The organism is Chromobacterium sp. IIBBL 290-4 (genome assembly GCF_024207115.1).
Lineage (GTDB): Bacteria > Pseudomonadota > Gammaproteobacteria > Burkholderiales > Chromobacteriaceae > Chromobacterium.
On the sequence record NZ_CP100128.1, the window covers coordinates 3,003,528 to 3,020,696 of the forward strand.

Consider the following 17,169-nt stretch of genomic DNA (forward strand, 5'->3'; position numbering starts at 1 on the left):
TCATCGCTACGGGGGGACGATTGTGGCGATCGATATGTCGCAATTCCACCAGGTGTTCTTCGATGAGACGGACGAGCACCTGGCCACCATGGAATCGCTGTTGCTGGCGATGGATGTCAATTGTCCGGAATCGGAAGACCTGAACGCCGTCTTCCGCGCCGCCCATTCGATCAAGGGCGGCGCCGCTACATTCGGCTTTTCAGACATGGCCGACCTGACCCATGTGCTGGAAAATCTGCTGGATCGCGTGCGCAAGCGGAGCATGGCGCTGACCGCGCCCATGGTGGATGTTTTCCTGCAGGCCAAGGACGCGCTGCAAGGGATGTTGGGCGCGCACAAGGGCGGGCCTTCCGTCGACGCGGCGGCGGTGGCGGACATCAAGCAGCGCTTGGTCGAGATCGAAAGCGGCGCTTCCGAGGAGCCTAAGATTCCGGAGCCTGATCCGGTATCTGCAGCGCAGCCTGACACGATATGGACCTTGTTCGTCGAACTGGCCCCAGTGGATGGCGTGGATATGCGCCAGGTTCTGGATGCCCTGGCCGCGCACGGCGATTTGACCATCGTGCAAGATGGCGTGGCGGCGGAGCAGCTGCCCTGGGTCGCAGTTTTCACTTCCGGCTTGAGCGCGGACGAAGTCGCCGAGTCCCTGGCATTCACACTGGCTCCCGATCAATTTCGCCTCTGCGTGGACCACGGCAGCGAAGAAGGCGAAGACTATGGGTTCTTTCTGCCGGGAGACAGCGTCGAGGCGCAACCGCACGATTCTGCCGGGGCCTTGGAGGACGACGGCTCTTTTGGTTTGTTCGAGCCGCTGCCGGACGATCCGCTCAAGCAGATGGAGCTGGATGGAAGTTTCGGTTTGTTCGAGCCGATCGCCTCGGCTCCGCCGGAAGGGTCGGCCGAAGGGTTCGCCCATCTCGAGAAGGATGGCAGTTTCGGCTTGTTCGAGCCCATCGCCGCGGCGCCGGCCGCGGATGAGGAGGGCGATGGATTCGGTCTTTACGCCCAGGCTCCTGGCGTTGGAGTAGGCGTAGCGGCGCCTGCCACTGCCAAGCGCGAGGCTGGCGCCGCGGCCCCGGGCGCCGCCCCAGCCGCTGCGAGCAAACCTGAGGAAAAAGCCGGCGCCGCGGCATCCGCGGGCGAGAATTCCATTCGGGTGAATATTGAAAAGGTCGACCTGCTGCTTAATTTGGTGGGCGAGCTGGTCATTACGCAATCGATGCTGATGCAGTCAGGCAGCGGGCTGGATCCGGTGGAGCATGAGCGCCTGCTCAACGGCATCAGCTCCTTGCAACGCAATTCGCGCGAGTTGCAGGAAGCAGTGATGTCGATCCGCATGACGCCTATCGCCTTCGTGTTCAACCGGTTTCCGCGCGTGGTGCGCGACCTGGCGACCCGCCTGGGCAAGCAGGTCGAACTCAAAATGGTGGGCGAGAACACCGAGCTGGACAAAGGCTTCATCGAAAAACTCTCTGATCCCTTGACGCATCTGGTCCGCAACAGCCTGGACCATGGCATCGAATCGCCTGAGGCGAGACGAGCCAAGGGCAAATCGCCGACCGGCAGGCTGACGCTGCGCGCCTTTCATCAGGGAGGCAGCATCGTGATCGAAGTCAGTGACGACGGCGCCGGCCTCAACCGGGAGAGCATCCTGGCCAAAGCGCGCGAGCGGGGCATGGCGGTGCATGACGCGATTTCCGATCAGGAAGTGTGGGGGCTGATTTTCGAGGCCGGCTTCTCCACCGCGGCGGAGGTGACCGATGTCTCGGGCCGCGGCGTCGGCATGGACGTGGTCAAGCGCAATATCCAGAACATGGGCGGCCGCATTGAAATCGATTCTATGGTCGATGTCGGCACCACGATGAGCATCCGCCTGCCGCTGACGCTGGCGATCATGGATGGCATGTCGGTGCGGGTGGGGCAGGAGATATACGTGATGCCGCTCGGCTTCATCCTGGAGTCGCTGCAACCCGAAGGGCGCGAGATCAAGACCGTGGCCGGGCGCGGCGAGGTGGTGCATATCCGCGGCGAGTATCTTCCCATCATCGCGCTGGGCCGGTATTTCAGCGTCGAATCCGCCAAGACCAATGCGAGCGAAGGCATTTTGGTGATTGTCGAGTCGTCGGAGTCCCGGGTCGCGCTCTTGGTGGACGACCTGATCGGCCAGCAGCAGTTCGTGGTGAAAAATCTGGAAACCAATTACCGCAAAGTGGATGGCCTGTCGGGCGCGACCATCCTGGGCGATGGCCAGGTGGCGTTGATTCTGGATATCTCAATGATCGCGCGCAGCAATAGTTCCAGAGGCGGGCAGGTAGTCGCGCAGCAGGCGGCGGTATCCCTCGAATAAGGCGTTTGGGAGACGGGCATGCAAGTGGAAGGCTTGAACGAAAACCTGGCTCGGGATGTGGCGGCCAGGGAGCTGCTGGTGTTTACGCTGGGGTGCGAGGAATACGGCATCGATATCCTGAAGGTTCAGGAAATTCGCGGCTACGACACGGTGACGCGCATCGCCAACGCGCCGGAGTTCATCAAGGGCGTGATCAATCTGCGCGGCAGCATCGTGCCCATTGTCGACCTGAGGCTCAAGTTTGGATTAGGGGAGCCGGTTTACAACGAATTCACGGTGGTGATCATCCTGAACGTCAGCAAGCGAACCGTAGGCATCGTGGTGGACGGCGTATCGGATGTCATCCAGTTGGATAAAGACTCGATGCGCGCGCCGCCGGAATTCGGCTCGACGGTGGACACCGCTTATATCGAAGGGCTGGGAACGATAGACGAGCAGATGATCATCATCGTCGATATTGAACGATTGATGGGTAGCGACGAAATGGCATTGACCGCCGTTGCGGCGCGAGTTTGATGCCCGAACCATGGGGAGAGGCAAGATGAGCGATATGAAGTTCAAACACCAGCTAACCCTTGGCTTCGGGCTGCTGGTGGCTGCTACCGCGGCGGTGCTGTACCTGGCGCAGGCGCAACTTGGCCGTTTGCAGGGGGAGGTGCTGCAGTTCTCCTCCGGATCGGGCATGCAAATCAGCCAGCTGGCGCAGGCCAGCGCCGCCCAGGAGGCTGCCGGCCAATTACTGCGCCAGGTCGGCGCAGTCCAGGCCATGGCGGATCCGGCGCAGTCTCGCGCCGTCCAGCCCCAGCTGGATGTTTCACTGGAAGCGTTGACGGGCAAGCTGAACGCGCTTTCCGCCCATGTCTCCAGCGAAGGCAAGCCGGTGTTGGATGCCGCGCGCAATTTGGACGCGGCCTTTCGCAATCAATTAACCGCATATCGCCAATTGTTGTCGGCAGGGCGGGGAGACGAAGCGCGCTCCTATGCCCAGTCCACGCTGTGGACGGGCGCGGCCAAGTATCAGGAGGCCGTGGGCCAGTATGCCCGCTATGAGAGCGAGCAGTCTTTGAAGATGGCGCAGGCGGCCGGCGCGCCGGATGCCTTCGGCGGCAATGAGCTGTACGGTTTCGGCGGCGGTTTGCTGGTGTTGGCGCTGTTCTTGATCTGGACCTTGGCGCGCTCTCATGAAAGATTGCTGGGCGGCGATCCGCAGGTGCTGGCGGCTGTGCTGAAGGAGCTGGCCAACGGCGAGGTGAAGACTGAATTCCGCGTGCGGGATGGAGATCATCGCAGCGCCTTCGCTTTTCTGCAGGAGGCGGTCAATCGATCGCTGGAGAACCTGCGGGTCCGCAGCGCATTGGATTCCTGCACCACCAATGTGATGATCGCGGATGAAGAGCATCAAGTGGTCTACGCCAACCGGGCGGTGCTGGATATGTTCCAACAGGCCGAGTCGGACATCCGCCAGGATCTGCCGCAGTTTTCGGCAAGGGCGATTTTGGGCAGCAGCATAGACAACTTCCACCGCAATCCCTCGTATCAGCGCAATCTGCTCCAGCAGGTGAGAGGCACGCATCGCAGCTCTATCGAAGTGGGCGGGCGAACCTTTGACCTGGTCTTGACGCCGATTTTGGATAATCAGAATCGAAAGCTGGGCTCCGTCGTCGAGTGGGTGGACGCGACCCGCGCGCTGGCGCAGAAAGCGGCCGAAGAGGCCAAACAGGCCGCCGATCGCCGCGCCGCGGCGGAAAACGCCCGCATCCGCAGCGCTTTGGACGTGTGCACCACCAATGTGATGATCGCCGACGAGAATCATCAGATCATTTACGTCAACCAGTCGGTGTTGAGCATGTTCCGCAATGCCGAGGCCGATATCCGCCGCGATATTCCCCGTTTCAATTCGGCTGCGTTGCTGGGTTCGCGCATCGATGATTTCCACAAGAATCCCAGTTACCAACAGGGCTTGCTGGCCCAGGTCCGCGATACCCATCGCTCGTCCATCGTTGTCGGCGGACGCACTTTCGGCTTGATCTTGTCGCCTATCCTGGGCGCCAAGGGCGAGCGGCTGGGGGCGGTGGTGGAGTGGCAGGACAATACCGAAATGCTGCGGCTGGAGGCTGAATCGGAAGCCCGCGTCGTGCAAGAACGCAAGGTGGCGGCGGAAAACGCGCGCATCCGCAATGCCTTGGATGTGTGCACCACCAATGTGATGATCGCCGATGAGAACCATCAAATCATCTATACCAATCATTCGGTGATGACTATGTTCCGCAATGCGGAAGCGGATATCCGCAAGGATATTCCGCGCTTCTCCGCCGGGGAGTTGTTGGGCAGCAAAATAGACGCCTTCCATAAAACCCCTTCCTATCAGCACGGTTTGCTGCAGCAGGTCAAGGAGGTGCATCGCTCCTCCATCGAGGTGGGCGGCCGCACCTTCAACCTGATCCTGTCGCCGATCTTCGGCATCAAGGGCGAGCGCTTGGGCGCGGTGGTGGAGTGGCTGGACAATACCGAGAACCTGCGCCGCCAGGCGGAGCGCGAAGCCCAGGCGGCCGAGGAGCGCCGCGTCGCAAGCGAAAACGCGCGCATCCGCAGCGCTTTGGACAACTGCACCACCAATGTGATGATCGCCGACAACGAGCGCAAGATCATCTACATGAACCACAGCGTGACCGACATGCTGCGCGGCGCGGAATCGGATCTGCGCAAGGCGTTGCCCAACTTCGACGTGCGGAAGTTGATTGGCGCGACGATGGACGAGTTCCACAAAAACCCAGCGCATCAGCGCGAGTTGCTGGCGAATATGCGCGCGACCTATCGCGCGGAAATCGCGGTAGCCGGCCGCACCTTCTCCTTGGTCGCCAATCCGGTCTTTAGCGTCGACGGCGAGCGGCTGGGATCGGTGGTGGAGTGGAAGGATCGCACCGCGGAGGTCCAGATCGAGCATGAGGTATCGGAAATCGTCAAGGCGGCGTCCTCCGGCGAGTTCGGCAAGCGCATCGATGTGGACGGCAAGCAGGGCTTCTTCAAGCTGCTGGGCGATGGCATCAACCAATTGCTCGGCGTAACCAGCCAGGGGCTGAGCGATATCGCCAGCGTATTGAGCTCCTTGGCCAAGGGCGATTTGACCAAGACGATAAGCGCGGATTACCAAGGCTTGTTCGGGCAGCTGAAAACGGACACCAACGCCACGGTGGAGCGCTTGAAGGAAATCGTCGGCAATATCAAGGTCTCCACCGATTCGATCAATACCGCGTCCAAGGAAATCGCCGCCGGCAATTCCAACCTGTCCAGCCGAACCGAGCAGCAGGCAGCCAGCCTGGAAGAAACCGCGTCAAGCATGGAGGAGATCACCAGCACCGTGCGGCAGAACGCCGAGAACGCCAAGAAAGCCAACTCGCTCGCCACCGGGGCGTCCGATATCGCCGCGCGCGGCGGCAAGGTAGTGGGCGATGTGGTGTCGACGATGAACGAGATCAACGAAAGCGCCAAGAAGATCGTCGACATCATCAGCGTGATAGACGGCATCGCTTTCCAGACCAATATTCTGGCATTGAACGCCGCAGTGGAGGCCGCGCGGGCGGGAGAGCAGGGGCGGGGCTTCGCGGTGGTCGCGAGCGAGGTGCGCAATCTGGCGCAGCGTTCGGCGGGGGCGGCCAAGGAAATCAAGTCGCTGATAGGCAATTCGGTGGACAAGGTGGAGTCGGGAAGCCGTCTGGTGGACGAGGCGGGCCGCACCATGAACGAAATCGTGATCTCTATCCGTCGCGTGGCCGACATCATGAGCGACATCTCCGCCGCCTCGGTGGAGCAGAGCTCAGGCATCGAACAGGTGAATTTGGCCGTGACGCAGATGGACGAAAACACCCAGAAGAATGCCGCCTTGGTGGAGGAGGCCGCGGCAGCGGCGGAATCGCTGGAGGAGCAGGCGCGCTATCTGTCCGATGCGGTCGCGGTGTTCAAGCTGGACGAGAGGCTGACGCATGCCAAACCGCCGGCGGCGAAGCCATCCCCGGCAGGCTATGCGGCGTCGCCTGCCAGCTCGCACGCGTCTCATGGCGGAGGACAGCCGGTGGCCGCCTCTTTGGCCAGCCGGACTGGCAATCATGTGGGCAGTTATCAGGTGAAGCCCAAAGCGATAGAGCCGATCAGGCCGCAGGGCGACTCGGGCGAAGGGACTTGGGAGGAGTTCTGAGCCACGACGGGCGAGTGAAGTGAAGGGGCCGCTCTTTGACGTGGCCTGAACACGACGAAGAGTGGCTGGCATTTGGCGAGAAGCGCGAGGAAAGAGAAGCATGGCGCAGGACACCGAGCTCAAGTTCACACATAGCGATTTCAGGCGCGTGCGGGACATGATCTATCAGCGGGTCGGAATTTCGCTGAATGAATCCAAGACCCATATGGCGTACGCGCGCCTGGCCAAGCGGGTGCGCTCGAGCGGCTTGCGCAGCTTCGCCGATTATCTGGACATGCTGGAAGGCGATCAGCAGACGGCGGAATGGCAGAGCTTCATCAACGCCTTGACCACCAATCTGACCTCGTTTTTCCGCGAATCGCATCATTTCGATATTCTGCGCGAGCATGCGTGCATGCAAAAAAAACCGGGAGAGATTTTCCGGGTGTGGAGCTCCGCCTCGTCGACCGGCGAGGAGCCTTACTCCATCGCCATCACGTTGCTGGACGTTTGGCGCGAGATGAGCGGCGGCTCTTTCGAGCTGGTGGCATCCGACATCGACACCAATGTGTTGAATCATGCCGCCTTGGGCGTTTACAACCAGGAACGAGTGGAAAAAGTCTCGCCCCAGTTGCTGCGCCGCTATTTCGATAAGGGCGCGGGAACGAATGCGGGCAAGGTCAGATTGAAAAAGACGGTACGGGATGCTTTGATTTTTTTCCAATTTAACCTGATTGCGCCAAATTGGCCGGATATCGGCCAGTTCGATGTGATTTTCTGCCGCAATGTCCTGATTTATTTTGACAAATCCACCCAGTCCGAAATTCTGGCCAAAATGGCAAAGTGTCTGAAACCGAATGGATTGCTGCTATTGGGACACTCGGAAAACATCGTGCATTTGACCGATGCGTATGTCGCTTGCGGCCGTACCGCCTACAAGCTGGCGCATCCTGAATTGCAGGAGTAGGACATGACCGCTAGGAAGAAAATACGCGTGGTAGTCGTGGACGATTCTGCGTTGATCCGCAATCTGCTGACCAGCATCATCAATGAGGCGCCGGACATGGAGGTGGTGGCCACCGCTTCCGACCCCATCATCGCGCGGGAAAGGATACGCGAGACCAATCCCGATGTAGTGACGCTGGATGTGGAAATGCCGAGGATGGATGGCGTGGAGTTCCTGCGGCGCTTGATGCGCTTGAAACCGACGCCGGTGTTGATGATTTCCTCCTTGACCGAGTCAGGCTCAGAAACCACGCTGACGGCGCTGGAAATCGGCGCGGTGGATTTTGTTCATAAACCAAGCGATGACGTAACGCGGCGCATGCAGGAGTATGCCGAAGAGATCCGGGAGAAGCTGCGCGTGGTCGCCGAGGCGCGTTTGCGCCAGCCCATGCGTTTCAAACAGCCGCCGCCGCTGCCCAGCAGCCGCAGCGCCACCGGATTGAAAAAAAACATGCTGGTGTTTGTCGGCGCCTCCACCGGCGGCACCGAGGCGATCAAGGACTTCCTGATGGGCATGCCGGCGGATAGCCCGCCCATTCTGATCGTGCAGCATATGCCAGAGCACTTTACCTTCACGTTCGCCGGAAGGCTGAACAGCCTGTGTCCGATGCAGGTGAAAGAGGCCGAGGATGGCGAACCTGTCAAAGCTGGCGTGGCTTACATCGCGCCGGGAAGTTCGCATATGCGGGTGCGGCCGGGCGGGCCGACGGGGTATCTGATCATCTTGGACCAAGGCGAGCTGGTGAATCGACACCGGCCGGCAGTGGACCCCTTGTTCGACTCGGCGGCCCAATATCTGCGAAAAAACGCGATTGGCGTCATCTTGACCGGGATGGGAAAAGACGGCTCGGAAGGCTTGTTGAGAATGCGTAACGCCGGAGCGACCACCTTCGGCCAGGATGAGGCCAGTTGCGTGGTTTATGGCATGCCAAGGGAGGCGGCGAAAGTCGGCGCGGTGATGCACGTCCATCCGCTGAGCAAGTTGGCGGCCAAGGTTGTCGAGTGCCTGCAAAGTCATGCAGAAAGGGCGATTACATGAATCATGCTGACATGGCCAATGGTCACCAGTATTTTGACAAGCATTTCCAGATCATGGCGGTCAAAGTCTTTCCCGGCGAATTCCACGCCACCAATCAGCCGCGCATGTTGGTCACCTTGCTGGGATCGTGCGTCGCGGTCTGCTTGAGCGACCGGGTGTCGGGGGTGTGCGGGATGAACCACTTTTTATTGCCAGAGGGCTCGCTGGACCTGGGCGCGGGCACTTCCGCCGCGCGATTCGGCGTCAATGCGATGGAGCTGCTGATTACCGATATGCAAAAGCTGGGCGCGATGCGCAACCGCTTGGAAGCCAAAATATTCGGCGCCGGCAATGTGCTGGACGGCATGACAGTGGTGAATATAGGCGAACGCAATACCAATTTTATTCGCGGCTATCTGGCCAATGAAAAGATACCCATCCTGGCCGAAGACTTGTTGGGCGATTGCGCGCGCAAGGTTTATTTCTTCACCAATACCGGCAAGGTGCTGATCAAAAAGCTCAAGCGCAACAGCACGGCCGTCAAGCAAGAAATGCCGTACCGCGGCCGCATTGTGGACCAGCGCGAAGGCGACAAGACCGGCAGCATCGATCTGTTCATTTAAAACAACAGGCGGCATCCTGGGACGCCGCCTGTATCTGAGTTGAAACCCCGCGGGCCGCGATCAGCGTTCGAGATAGGGCAGTTTATCTTTCACTTCGGCCCAGTCCGCATGGTCGGCTGGCGGGTCTATGCGATTGCTGATGCTGGGCCAGTTCTTGGCGAGTTCTGCGTTCAAGGGAATGAAATGCTCCTGTCCCTTGGGCACATCGTCTTCGGGATAGATGGCGCCGACCGGGCATTCCGCTACGCAAAGCGAACAATCTATGCATTCTTCCGGATCAATCGCCAGAAAGTTGGGGCCTTCGCGGAAGCAGTCGACCGGGCAGACTTCGACGCAGTCCGTGTATTTGCATTTGATACAGGCATCGGTTACAACGTACGCCATTGATGTATCCTTCGTGAAACTCGATCATGGTTCTTTATGATTGATATTTTAGCGGCAAATCCCATTCCCTGTAGCCTACCTGTCCAAGTTTGATGTCCAAATCCAACTATCGGGGCCGTTTCGCGCCCAGTCCCACCGGCCTGTTGCACGCGGGCTCGCTCAGCACCGCCGTCGGCAGTTATCTGGAAGCCCGAAGCCAGGGGGGCGAATGGCTGCTCAGAATGGAAGACCTGGATCCGCCGCGCGAGGTGCCGGGCGCCGCCGACTCCATCCTGAAGACGCTGGAAGCGTTTGGCTTCGAGTGGGATGGCGAGGTGGCGTATCAGAGCCGCCGCCATCATTTGTATCGCGATGCCTTGAAGCAGCTGATTGAGAACGGCAAGGCCTATGCTTGCGCCTGCACGCGCAAGGAGATCGCCGCGGCGGCCAAGCGCGGGCTGGATGGTTATGTCTATCCCGGCACGTGCCGCCATGGCTGCCCGGATGGCCGAGAGGGCCGGGCATGGCGATTGCGGGTCAATGCCAGGCTTACGACCTTGCCGGACCGCTTGCAGGGCGAATACAGCCAGAATCTGGCGAGCGATATCGGCGATTTCGTCTTGCTGCGCGCCGATGGCTTCTGGGCCTATCAACTGGCGGTGGTGGTGGATGACGCCGAACAGGGCGTCAGCGATATCGTGCGCGGCGCCGATCTATTGGTATCCACGCCCAGGCAACTGGCCGTATACGATGCGCTGGGCCTTGAGCCGCCCAGCTACTGCCACTTGCCGGTATTGACCAATGGAGCAGGAGAAAAATTGTCGAAACAGACGCTGGCTCCGGCGATTTCAACGGGCGACGCCGCCCGGCAATTGCGCGCCGCTCTGGCGCTGCTCGGGCATGAGGCTCCCGTTGAGTGCGGCAGCCTGGACGAGCTATGGCTTTGGGCGCGACAGCGCTGGTCTTTATCTCGCGTGCCGCGCGGCCCCTTGCTGGCGCCGTTGTAATGCCAATGTTTTTATTTTTTTGACATAAGTGACTGATGTCGCGGCGATTTATTTTAAAAAAATAGCGAATGCGACATGTTTTTACGTCAAAAGTATGTTCTAATGCGCGCTTTTTTCCGGCGCGGCGGCGAGATGGCGAGCGTTTTGGCGGATTCAGTTCTGCCGATATTCCCTGATTTGGCTATGGTTAAAGCCAACGGCTCATCTCGACCCATGCGGTTGTTTCCTCTTGTTCGCATTGTTTGACGCAGCCTGTTTTCAGCCTGCGCGGGATGCTTTCGGCCTCAACGGAGATACAGGTTTGAGCGAAAACAATTCCATCCAAAAGAAAGGCTCGCTCGGAGTCTGGATGTGCACCGCCCTGGTAGTGGGCAATATGATAGGTTCCGGCGTATTTTTGCTGCCGGCCTCGCTGGCGCCGTTTGGCGGCATCTCCATGTTGGGCTGGCTGCTGACCTCCTGCGGCGCGATCTGTCTGGCGCTGGTGTTTGCCCGCCTGTCCGCCATTCTGCCGCGCGAAGGCGGGCCGTATGCCTATATCCACGCCGGTTTCGGCGACTTCGCCGGTTTCTGGATCGCTTGGGGCTACTGGATTGCTTTGTGGGCCGGCAATGCCGCGCTGGCAGTGGCGGCCACCAGCTATATGCAGGTTTTCTTCCCCATCTTGGGCCATAACGAATTCTTGGCTGGCGGCTTCGCCATCAGCCTGATCTGGATCGTCACCTGGATCAACAGCCGCGGCGCGCACAGCTCCGGCGTGGTGGCGGTGGTGACTACGCTGCTGAAGCTGCTGCCTTTGGCGGCCGTCACCTTCATCGGCTTCTTTCATATGAACACCGACAATCTGGCCTTCAATCCGCATGGCAAGCCGCTGTTGTCCTCTCTGTCCGCCACCATGGCGCTGACTTTGTGGGCCTTCTTGGGCCTGGAGTCGGCATCGGTGCCGGCGGGCGATGTGGTGGAGCCGGAAAAAACCATCCCGCGCGCGACGGTGATCGGCGCCTTGCTGGCGACCGTGCTCTACATTTTGTCCACTATCTCGCTGATGGGGTTGATGCCGGCCGACATGCTGGCCGCGTCGCAAGCGCCGTTCGCCGACGCAGCCAAGTTGATGTGGGGCGATTGGGGCTATTGGGCGGTAGGTTTCGGCGCGGTGGTGTCCTGCTTTGGCGCGCTCAACGGCTGGAGCCTGATGCAGGCGCATGTGCCGGCCGCGGCGGCCAAGGACAAACTGTTCCCCAGCCGTTTCAATCAGCGCAACGCGGCGGGCGTGCCCATCTTCGGCCTGGTGTTGTCCAGCACGCTGGTCACCATTTTGATGGCGATGAAGTACGCCGGCGGCGATAGCGGGGTGAAGATTTTCGAATTCATCATCCTGCTTGCCACCGCCACCACGCTGCTGCCCTATGCGTTCTGCTCGATGGCGCTGATCGCCATCATGCTGATGCGCGGCAAGGAGTTCACGGCCAAGGATTATGTCGCGCCCGGCTTCTTCGCAGGCATCGGCTTCGTTTACTCCTTGTGGGCCTTGTATGGCTCCGGCGCTGACATCGTGATGTGGGGCATGCTGCTCTTGCTGCTGGGGCTGCCGATTTATGTGTGGCAGATCAAGGAGAGGCACTCGGCGCAGTGATTTTGCCCGGATGCGGAATGAGAAAGCGCAGAGCGAAAGCCTGCGCTTTTTTCGTTTTCGAATGGAATTTATTGATGAATTTGCGCGATTTTTTTCATAGGAAAACATTTTTGGCGACTGTTTGACATCGAAATAAACTCGGCTTGCCAAGGCGGGGAGAAGGCCACCATAATCGCCGGGTCATACAGGAGAGAGCGGCTGTCACTGCCGCCGCCGAAGGCGCAAGCGCACCCGCTAATCGCTCAGGCAAAAGGACTGTATCATCGGGCCGGCGGCTGCCGGTTCGCGCAATCTGGAGAGCGGCGCCCGCGCGGCGTCCACCGAAGGGGCTAACGGCCGATCCGGCCGGAAAATCTCAGGTGCAGGGACAGAGGGGTGTGGTTGAAACAGGCTATCCACACTTGACTCTGAAGGAACCGCGCCATGACGGCCCCGAAACGTACTCCGCTGTTTGATGCCCATATCGCCGCCGGCGCCAAGATGGTCGATTTCGCCGGTTGGGAAATGCCCATCCATTACGGTTCCCAGCTGAAAGAGCACGAAATCGTCCGCAGCGACGCCGGCATGTTCGACGTCTCCCACATGACGGTGATCGACATCACCGGTTCCGGCGCCAAGGCCTGGCTGCAAAAACTGATCGCCAACGACGTGGCCAAGCTCGGTTTCGAGGGCAAGGCGCTGTATTCCGGCATGTTGACGCCGGAAGGCACCGTCGTCGATGACCTGATCGTCTACCTCACTTCCTACGGCTACCGCATGGTGGTCAATGCCGGCACCACCGAAAAAGACCTGGCCTGGATGGAAAGCCAGAAGGCGGGCTTCGACGTGACGCTGCAAGTGCGCCGCGACCTGGCCATGCTGGCGGTGCAAGGCCCGCAAGCCATAGACAAGGTTTGCGCCGTCAAGCCTGAGTTGGCCGAAGCCATCCGCGCGCTGAAAGTGTTCCAGGGCCTGCCGCAAGATCAGTGGTTCTACGCCCGCACCGGCTACACCGGCGAAGACGGACTGGAAATCATGGTCCCGGCCGATCAGACCATTGCCTTCTTCAATCAATTGCAAGCCGTGGGCGTCGCCCCTATCGGCCTGGGCGCGCGCGACACGCTGCGCCTGGAAGCCGGCATGAATCTGTACGGCCACGACATGGACGAAACCGTGTCGCCGCTGGAAGCGGGCATGGGCTGGACTATCGCCTGGGAGCAGGCGGATCGCAAATTCAACGGCCGCGAAGCGCTGGAAGCGCAAAAGGCCGCCGGCGTGAAGATGAAGCAGGTGGGCCTGGTGCTGGAAGGCCGCGGCGTGCTGCGCGAAGGCTTGAAGGTGGTGGTGGAGGGAGTGGGCGAAGGCGTGATCACCAGCGGCACCTTCTCGCCCACGCTGAAGCACTCCATCGCCATCGCCCGCGTGCCGGCCGCTACCGGCGCGACCGCCCAAGTGGACCTGCGCGGCACGCTGACCGATGTGCGCGTAGTGAAGATGCCCTTCGTGCGCAACGGCAAGAAAGTATTCGAATAAACCGGCAGGCGCATCGCGCCGCCATCCCCGATCATAGCTACGACTGGAGAAACCGAGATGAGCAACATCCCCGCCGAACTGAAATACGTTGAAAGCCATGAATGGCTGCGCCTGGAAGCCGACGGCTCCGTGACCGTGGGCATCACCGCGCACGCGCAGGAACTGCTGGGCGACATCGTCTTCGTCGAACTGCCGAAGGTGGGCGCGACCCTGGCCCGCGACGAGCAGGCTGGCGTGGTGGAGTCGGTGAAGGCCGCTTCCGACGTCTACTGTCCGATTGCCGGCGAAGTGCTGGCCGTCAACGAAGAGCTGGAAGGCGAACCGGAACTGGCCAACACCGATCCGTATAGCGACGGCTGGTTCTTCAAGATCAAGCCGGCCAACGCCGCGGATCTGGACGGCCTGATGGACGCCGCCGCCTACGCCAAGGAAATCGGCGCCTGATAGCCTGACCGCCCCGCCGTCGCCAGACGCCGGGGCGTTGTTTTTTCCGGCGCGGCCTCGCGCAGGCCGCCGCAACGAAGAAAGTCCCAAGCATGTCGCTCACCGAACTCTTCAACCGCCACGAATTCATCGCCCGCCACATCGGGCCGTCCGACGCCGAGCGCGCCGAGATGCTGGCCTCCGTCGGCGCGCCGTCCATCGACGCCCTGGTCGACCAGACCCTGCCGGCCGACATCCGCCTGAACCGCCCTCTGGAGCTGCCCTCGCCGCAGCCGGAGGCCGAGGCGCTGGCCGCCTTGAAGGCCGTCGCCTCCAAGAACGTGGTCAACAAGTCTTTCATCGGCCTGGGTTACTACCCGGTGCTGACGCCCACCGTCATCCTGCGCAATGTGCTGGAAAATCCGGGCTGGTACACCGCCTATACCCCGTACCAGGCCGAGATCGCCCAGGGCCGGCTGGAAGCGCTGCTGAACTTCCAGCAGATGGTCATCGACCTGACCGGCCTGGAAATAGCCAACGCCTCGCTGTTGGATGAAGCTACTGCCGCCGCCGAGGCGATGGCGATGGCCAAGCGCGTGTCCAAGTCCAAGTCCGTCCGCTTCTTCGTTGACAGCCGTGTGCTGCCGCAGACGCTGGACGTGATGAAGACCCGCGCCAAATACTTCGGCTTCGAACTGGTGTCCGGCCATCCGGAAGAGGCCGGCAACGGCGACTACTTCGGCGCGCTGTTCCAGTATCCGGGCGAGGCCGGCGATCTGATCGACCTGACCCCGCACATCGCCGCGATCAAGGCCAAGGGCGGCGTGGTCGCCGTCGCCGCCGACGTGATGGCGCTGGTGGCGCTGAAGTCGCCGGCGGAAATGGGCGCCGACATCGCGCTGGGCAATACCCAGCGCTTCGGCGTGCCGATGGGCTTCGGCGGCCCGCACGCGGCTTACTTTGCCTTCAAGGACGAGATGAAGCGCTCGGCGCCGGGCCGCATCATCGGCGTGTCCATCGACGCCAAGGGCAAGACCGCGCTGCGTATGGCGCTGCAGACCCGCGAGCAGCACATCCGCCGCGAAAAGGCCAATTCCAACATCTGCACCAGCCAGGTGCTGCTGGCCAATATCGCCGGCCTGTACGCCGTCTACCACGGCGCGGAGGGCGTGCAGCGCATCGCCGCCCGCATCCACCGTCTGGCCGCCATCTTCGCCCATGCCGTGCAAAGCGCAGGCGGCAAACTGGTGTTCGATCGCTTCTTCGACACCGTGCAAGTGGACGCGCCCAAGGCCGACGCCATCTACGCGGCCGCGCTGGCCGCGGGCTACAACCTGCGCCGCGCCGGCAAGACCGTGCTGGGTGTGGCCTTCCATGAGGCAGCGACCGAAGCGGATCTGGCCAAGCTGATCGAGCTGTTCACCGGCAAGCCAGCCGACATCGCCGCTTTGGACGCTGCCGCCCAGGATGCGATCCCGGCCGCGCTCAAGCGCGAATCGGCCATCCTGACCCATCCGGTGTTCAACACCCACCATAGCGAGCACGAGATGCTGCGCTATATGAAGAAGCTGGAAAACCGCGACCTGGCGATGAACCACTCGATGATCTCGCTGGGCAGCTGCACCATGAAGCTGAACGCCACCAGCGAGATGATTCCGATCACCTGGCCGGAATTCGCCAATATGCACCCGTTCGCGCCGCGCGAGCAGACGGTCGGCTATCTGCAGCTGATCGAAGGCCTGCAGACCCAGCTGAAGGCGATTACCGGCTTCGACGCCATCTCCATGCAGCCGAACTCCGGCGCCCAGGGCGAATACGCGGGCCTGTTGGCCATCAGCCGCTACCATGAGTCGCGCGGCGAAGGCCACCGCGACATCTGCCTGATCCCGCAGTCGGCGCATGGCACCAACCCGGCCACCGCGCAGATGATGAATATGCAGGTGGTGGTGGTGAAGTGCGACGAGGCCGGCAACGTGGATGTGGCGGACCTGAAGGCCAAGGCCGAGCAGCACGCGGCCAATCTGGCCGCGCTGATGATCACCTATCCGTCCACCCACGGCGTGTTCGAGCAGGGCATCAAGCAGATCTGCGAGATCGTCCACGCCCACGGCGGCCAGGTGTATATGGACGGCGCCAACCTCAACGCCCAAGTGGGCCTGACCCGTCCGGCCGACATCGGCGCCGACGTGTCGCACATGAACCTGCACAAGACCTTCTGCATTCCGCACGGCGGCGGCGGACCGGGCATGGGCCCGATCGGCCTGAAGGCCCACCTGGCGCCGTTCATGGCCAATCACGTGGTGGCTTCGGTGCCGGGCGCAGTGGAGGGCCAGACCGCGGTATCCGCCGCGCCGTTCGGCTCCGCTTCCATCTTGCCGATCTCGTATATGTATATCGCGATGATGGGCGCGGAGGGCATGAAGCAAGCCACCGAGAACGCGCTGCTGTCGGCCAACTACCTGGCCACCCGTCTGGGCGAACACTTCCCGGTGCTGTACACCGGCGCCAACGGCCGCGTCGCCCACGAGTGCATCATCGACCTGCGCCCGCTGAAGGCCGCCTCCGGCGTGACCGAAGTGGACGTGGCCAAGCGGCTGATGGACTACGGTTTCCACGCGCCGACCATGAGCTTCCCGGTGCCGGGCACGCTGATGATCGAGCCGACCGAGTCCGAGCCCAAGGCCGAGCTGGACCGCTTCATTGCCGCGATGGCCGCCATCCGCGCCGAGATCGACCAGGTGCAGAACGGCGTGTGGCCGGCGGACAACAATCCGCTTTGCAACGCGCCGCACAGCAAGGCTGACATCGCCGGCGACTGGAACCGTCCGTACAGCCGCGAGCAAGGCCTGTTCCCGCTGCCTTACGTGCTGGAAAACAAATTCTGGCCGAGCGTGAACCGCATCGACGATGTCTACGGCGACCGCAACGTGGTGTGCAGCTGCCCGAGCACGGATAGCTATATGTAAACAGACCTGCAGCATTTTCAATGCAGTTTAAACCCCTCCTTGCGTTAAGCCGGAGGGGTTTTTCATGACTCGTGAATGATTACGTACAAATACTAGGTAAG

At 61.2% G+C, this 17,169-nt stretch carries 12 protein-coding genes and 2 riboswitches; of the genes, 11 read left to right on the forward strand and 1 reads right to left on the reverse strand.

Annotated elements, in window-relative coordinates:
• Positions 1-34 precede the first annotated feature (34 nt).
• The 6 genes from NKT35_RS14060 to cheD all read left to right on the forward strand — a co-directional run bounded on the left by NKT35_RS14060 (position 35) and on the right by cheD (position 9,164).
• Positions 35-2,347 carry a chemotaxis protein CheW gene (locus NKT35_RS14060; RefSeq protein ID WP_254293962.1) on the forward strand — a complete coding sequence of 771 codons (2,313 nt, stop codon included), beginning with the start codon at positions 35-37 and terminating at the stop codon, positions 2,345-2,347.
• Between the two features lie 18 nt (positions 2,348-2,365).
• A complete protein-coding gene (locus tag NKT35_RS14065) occupies positions 2,366-2,863 on the forward strand; it encodes a chemotaxis protein CheW (RefSeq protein ID WP_254293964.1) in 498 nt (165 codons plus the stop codon).
• Between the two features lie 25 nt (positions 2,864-2,888).
• Positions 2,889-6,539, forward strand: coding sequence for a methyl-accepting chemotaxis protein (locus NKT35_RS24200; protein WP_371926351.1), 3,651 nt, complete (start codon positions 2,889-2,891; stop codon positions 6,537-6,539).
• Between the two features lie 100 nt (positions 6,540-6,639).
• A complete protein-coding gene (locus NKT35_RS14080; RefSeq protein ID WP_254293966.1) occupies positions 6,640-7,485 on the forward strand; it encodes a CheR family methyltransferase in 846 nt (281 codons plus the stop codon).
• A 3-nt stretch (positions 7,486-7,488) separates the two neighbouring features.
• Positions 7,489-8,562 (forward strand): protein-glutamate methylesterase/protein-glutamine glutaminase, encoded by a 1,074-nt coding sequence (locus NKT35_RS14085; protein WP_254293968.1) that lies wholly within the window; start codon positions 7,489-7,491, stop codon positions 8,560-8,562.
• Positions 8,559-9,164: a chemoreceptor glutamine deamidase CheD gene (gene cheD / locus NKT35_RS14090; protein WP_254293970.1), complete on the forward strand. Its 606-nt coding sequence runs from the start codon at positions 8,559-8,561 to the stop codon at positions 9,162-9,164. Before NKT35_RS14085 ends, cheD begins: the two co-directional genes overlap by 4 nt.
• Positions 9,165-9,224: 60 nt before the next feature.
• On the opposite strand, the gene fdxA is transcribed toward cheD, so the two are convergent.
• Positions 9,225-9,548, reverse strand: a complete 324-nt coding sequence (gene fdxA, locus NKT35_RS14095) for a ferredoxin FdxA (protein WP_254293973.1) — start codon at positions 9,546-9,548, stop codon at positions 9,225-9,227.
• A gap of 92 nt (positions 9,549-9,640) precedes the next feature.
• On the opposite strand from fdxA, the gene gluQRS reads away from it, so the two are divergent.
• The 5 genes from gluQRS to gcvP all read left to right on the forward strand — a co-directional run bounded on the left by gluQRS (position 9,641) and on the right by gcvP (position 17,068).
• A complete protein-coding gene (gluQRS, locus tag NKT35_RS14100) occupies positions 9,641-10,534 on the forward strand; it encodes a tRNA glutamyl-Q(34) synthetase GluQRS (RefSeq protein WP_254293975.1) in 894 nt (297 codons plus the stop codon).
• A gap of 349 nt (positions 10,535-10,883) precedes the next feature.
• Positions 10,884-12,167 (forward strand): amino acid permease, encoded by a 1,284-nt coding sequence (locus NKT35_RS14105; RefSeq protein WP_254293976.1) that lies wholly within the window; start codon positions 10,884-10,886, stop codon positions 12,165-12,167.
• A gap of 175 nt (positions 12,168-12,342) precedes the next feature.
• Positions 12,343-12,435, forward strand: a riboswitch (glycine riboswitch).
• A gap of 14 nt (positions 12,436-12,449) precedes the next feature.
• Positions 12,450-12,548: riboswitch (glycine riboswitch) on the forward strand.
• Positions 12,549-12,590: 42 nt separating this feature from the next.
• Positions 12,591-13,679, forward strand: a complete 1,089-nt coding sequence (gene gcvT / locus NKT35_RS14110) for a glycine cleavage system aminomethyltransferase GcvT (protein ID WP_254293978.1) — start codon at positions 12,591-12,593, stop codon at positions 13,677-13,679.
• 57 nt (positions 13,680-13,736) lie between these two features.
• A complete protein-coding gene (gene gcvH / locus NKT35_RS14115; protein ID WP_254293980.1) occupies positions 13,737-14,123 on the forward strand; it encodes a glycine cleavage system protein GcvH in 387 nt (128 codons plus the stop codon).
• A 92-nt stretch (positions 14,124-14,215) separates the two neighbouring features.
• Positions 14,216-17,068, forward strand: coding sequence for an aminomethyl-transferring glycine dehydrogenase (gcvP, locus tag NKT35_RS14120; protein WP_254293982.1), 2,853 nt, complete (start codon positions 14,216-14,218; stop codon positions 17,066-17,068).
• The last annotated feature ends 101 nt before the right edge of the window (positions 17,069-17,169 follow it).

Bases quoted from the DNA above. Each gene is read 5' to 3' on its own strand.
- NKT35_RS24200 (WP_371926351.1), top strand. From the start codon at position 2,889: ATGAGCGATATGAAGTTCAAACACCAGCTAACCCTTGGCTTCGGGCTG.
- gcvT (WP_254293978.1), top strand. From the start codon at position 12,591: ATGACGGCCCCGAAACGTACTCCGCTGTTTGATGCCCATATCGCCGCC.
- NKT35_RS14060 (WP_254293962.1), top strand. From the start codon at position 35: ATGTCGCAATTCCACCAGGTGTTCTTCGATGAGACGGACGAGCACCTG.
- cheD (WP_254293970.1), top strand. From the start codon at position 8,559: ATGAATCATGCTGACATGGCCAATGGTCACCAGTATTTTGACAAGCAT.
- NKT35_RS14085 (WP_254293968.1), top strand. From the start codon at position 7,489: ATGACCGCTAGGAAGAAAATACGCGTGGTAGTCGTGGACGATTCTGCG.
- fdxA (WP_254293973.1), bottom strand. From the start codon at position 9,548: ATGGCGTACGTTGTAACCGATGCCTGTATCAAATGCAAATACACGGAC.
- gcvP (WP_254293982.1), top strand. From the start codon at position 14,216: ATGTCGCTCACCGAACTCTTCAACCGCCACGAATTCATCGCCCGCCAC.
- NKT35_RS14065 (WP_254293964.1), top strand. From the start codon at position 2,366: ATGCAAGTGGAAGGCTTGAACGAAAACCTGGCTCGGGATGTGGCGGCC.
- gluQRS (WP_254293975.1), top strand. From the start codon at position 9,641: ATGTCCAAATCCAACTATCGGGGCCGTTTCGCGCCCAGTCCCACCGGC.
- NKT35_RS14080 (WP_254293966.1), top strand. From the start codon at position 6,640: ATGGCGCAGGACACCGAGCTCAAGTTCACACATAGCGATTTCAGGCGC.
- NKT35_RS14105 (WP_254293976.1), top strand. From the start codon at position 10,884: ATGTGCACCGCCCTGGTAGTGGGCAATATGATAGGTTCCGGCGTATTT.
- gcvH (WP_254293980.1), top strand. From the start codon at position 13,737: ATGAGCAACATCCCCGCCGAACTGAAATACGTTGAAAGCCATGAATGG.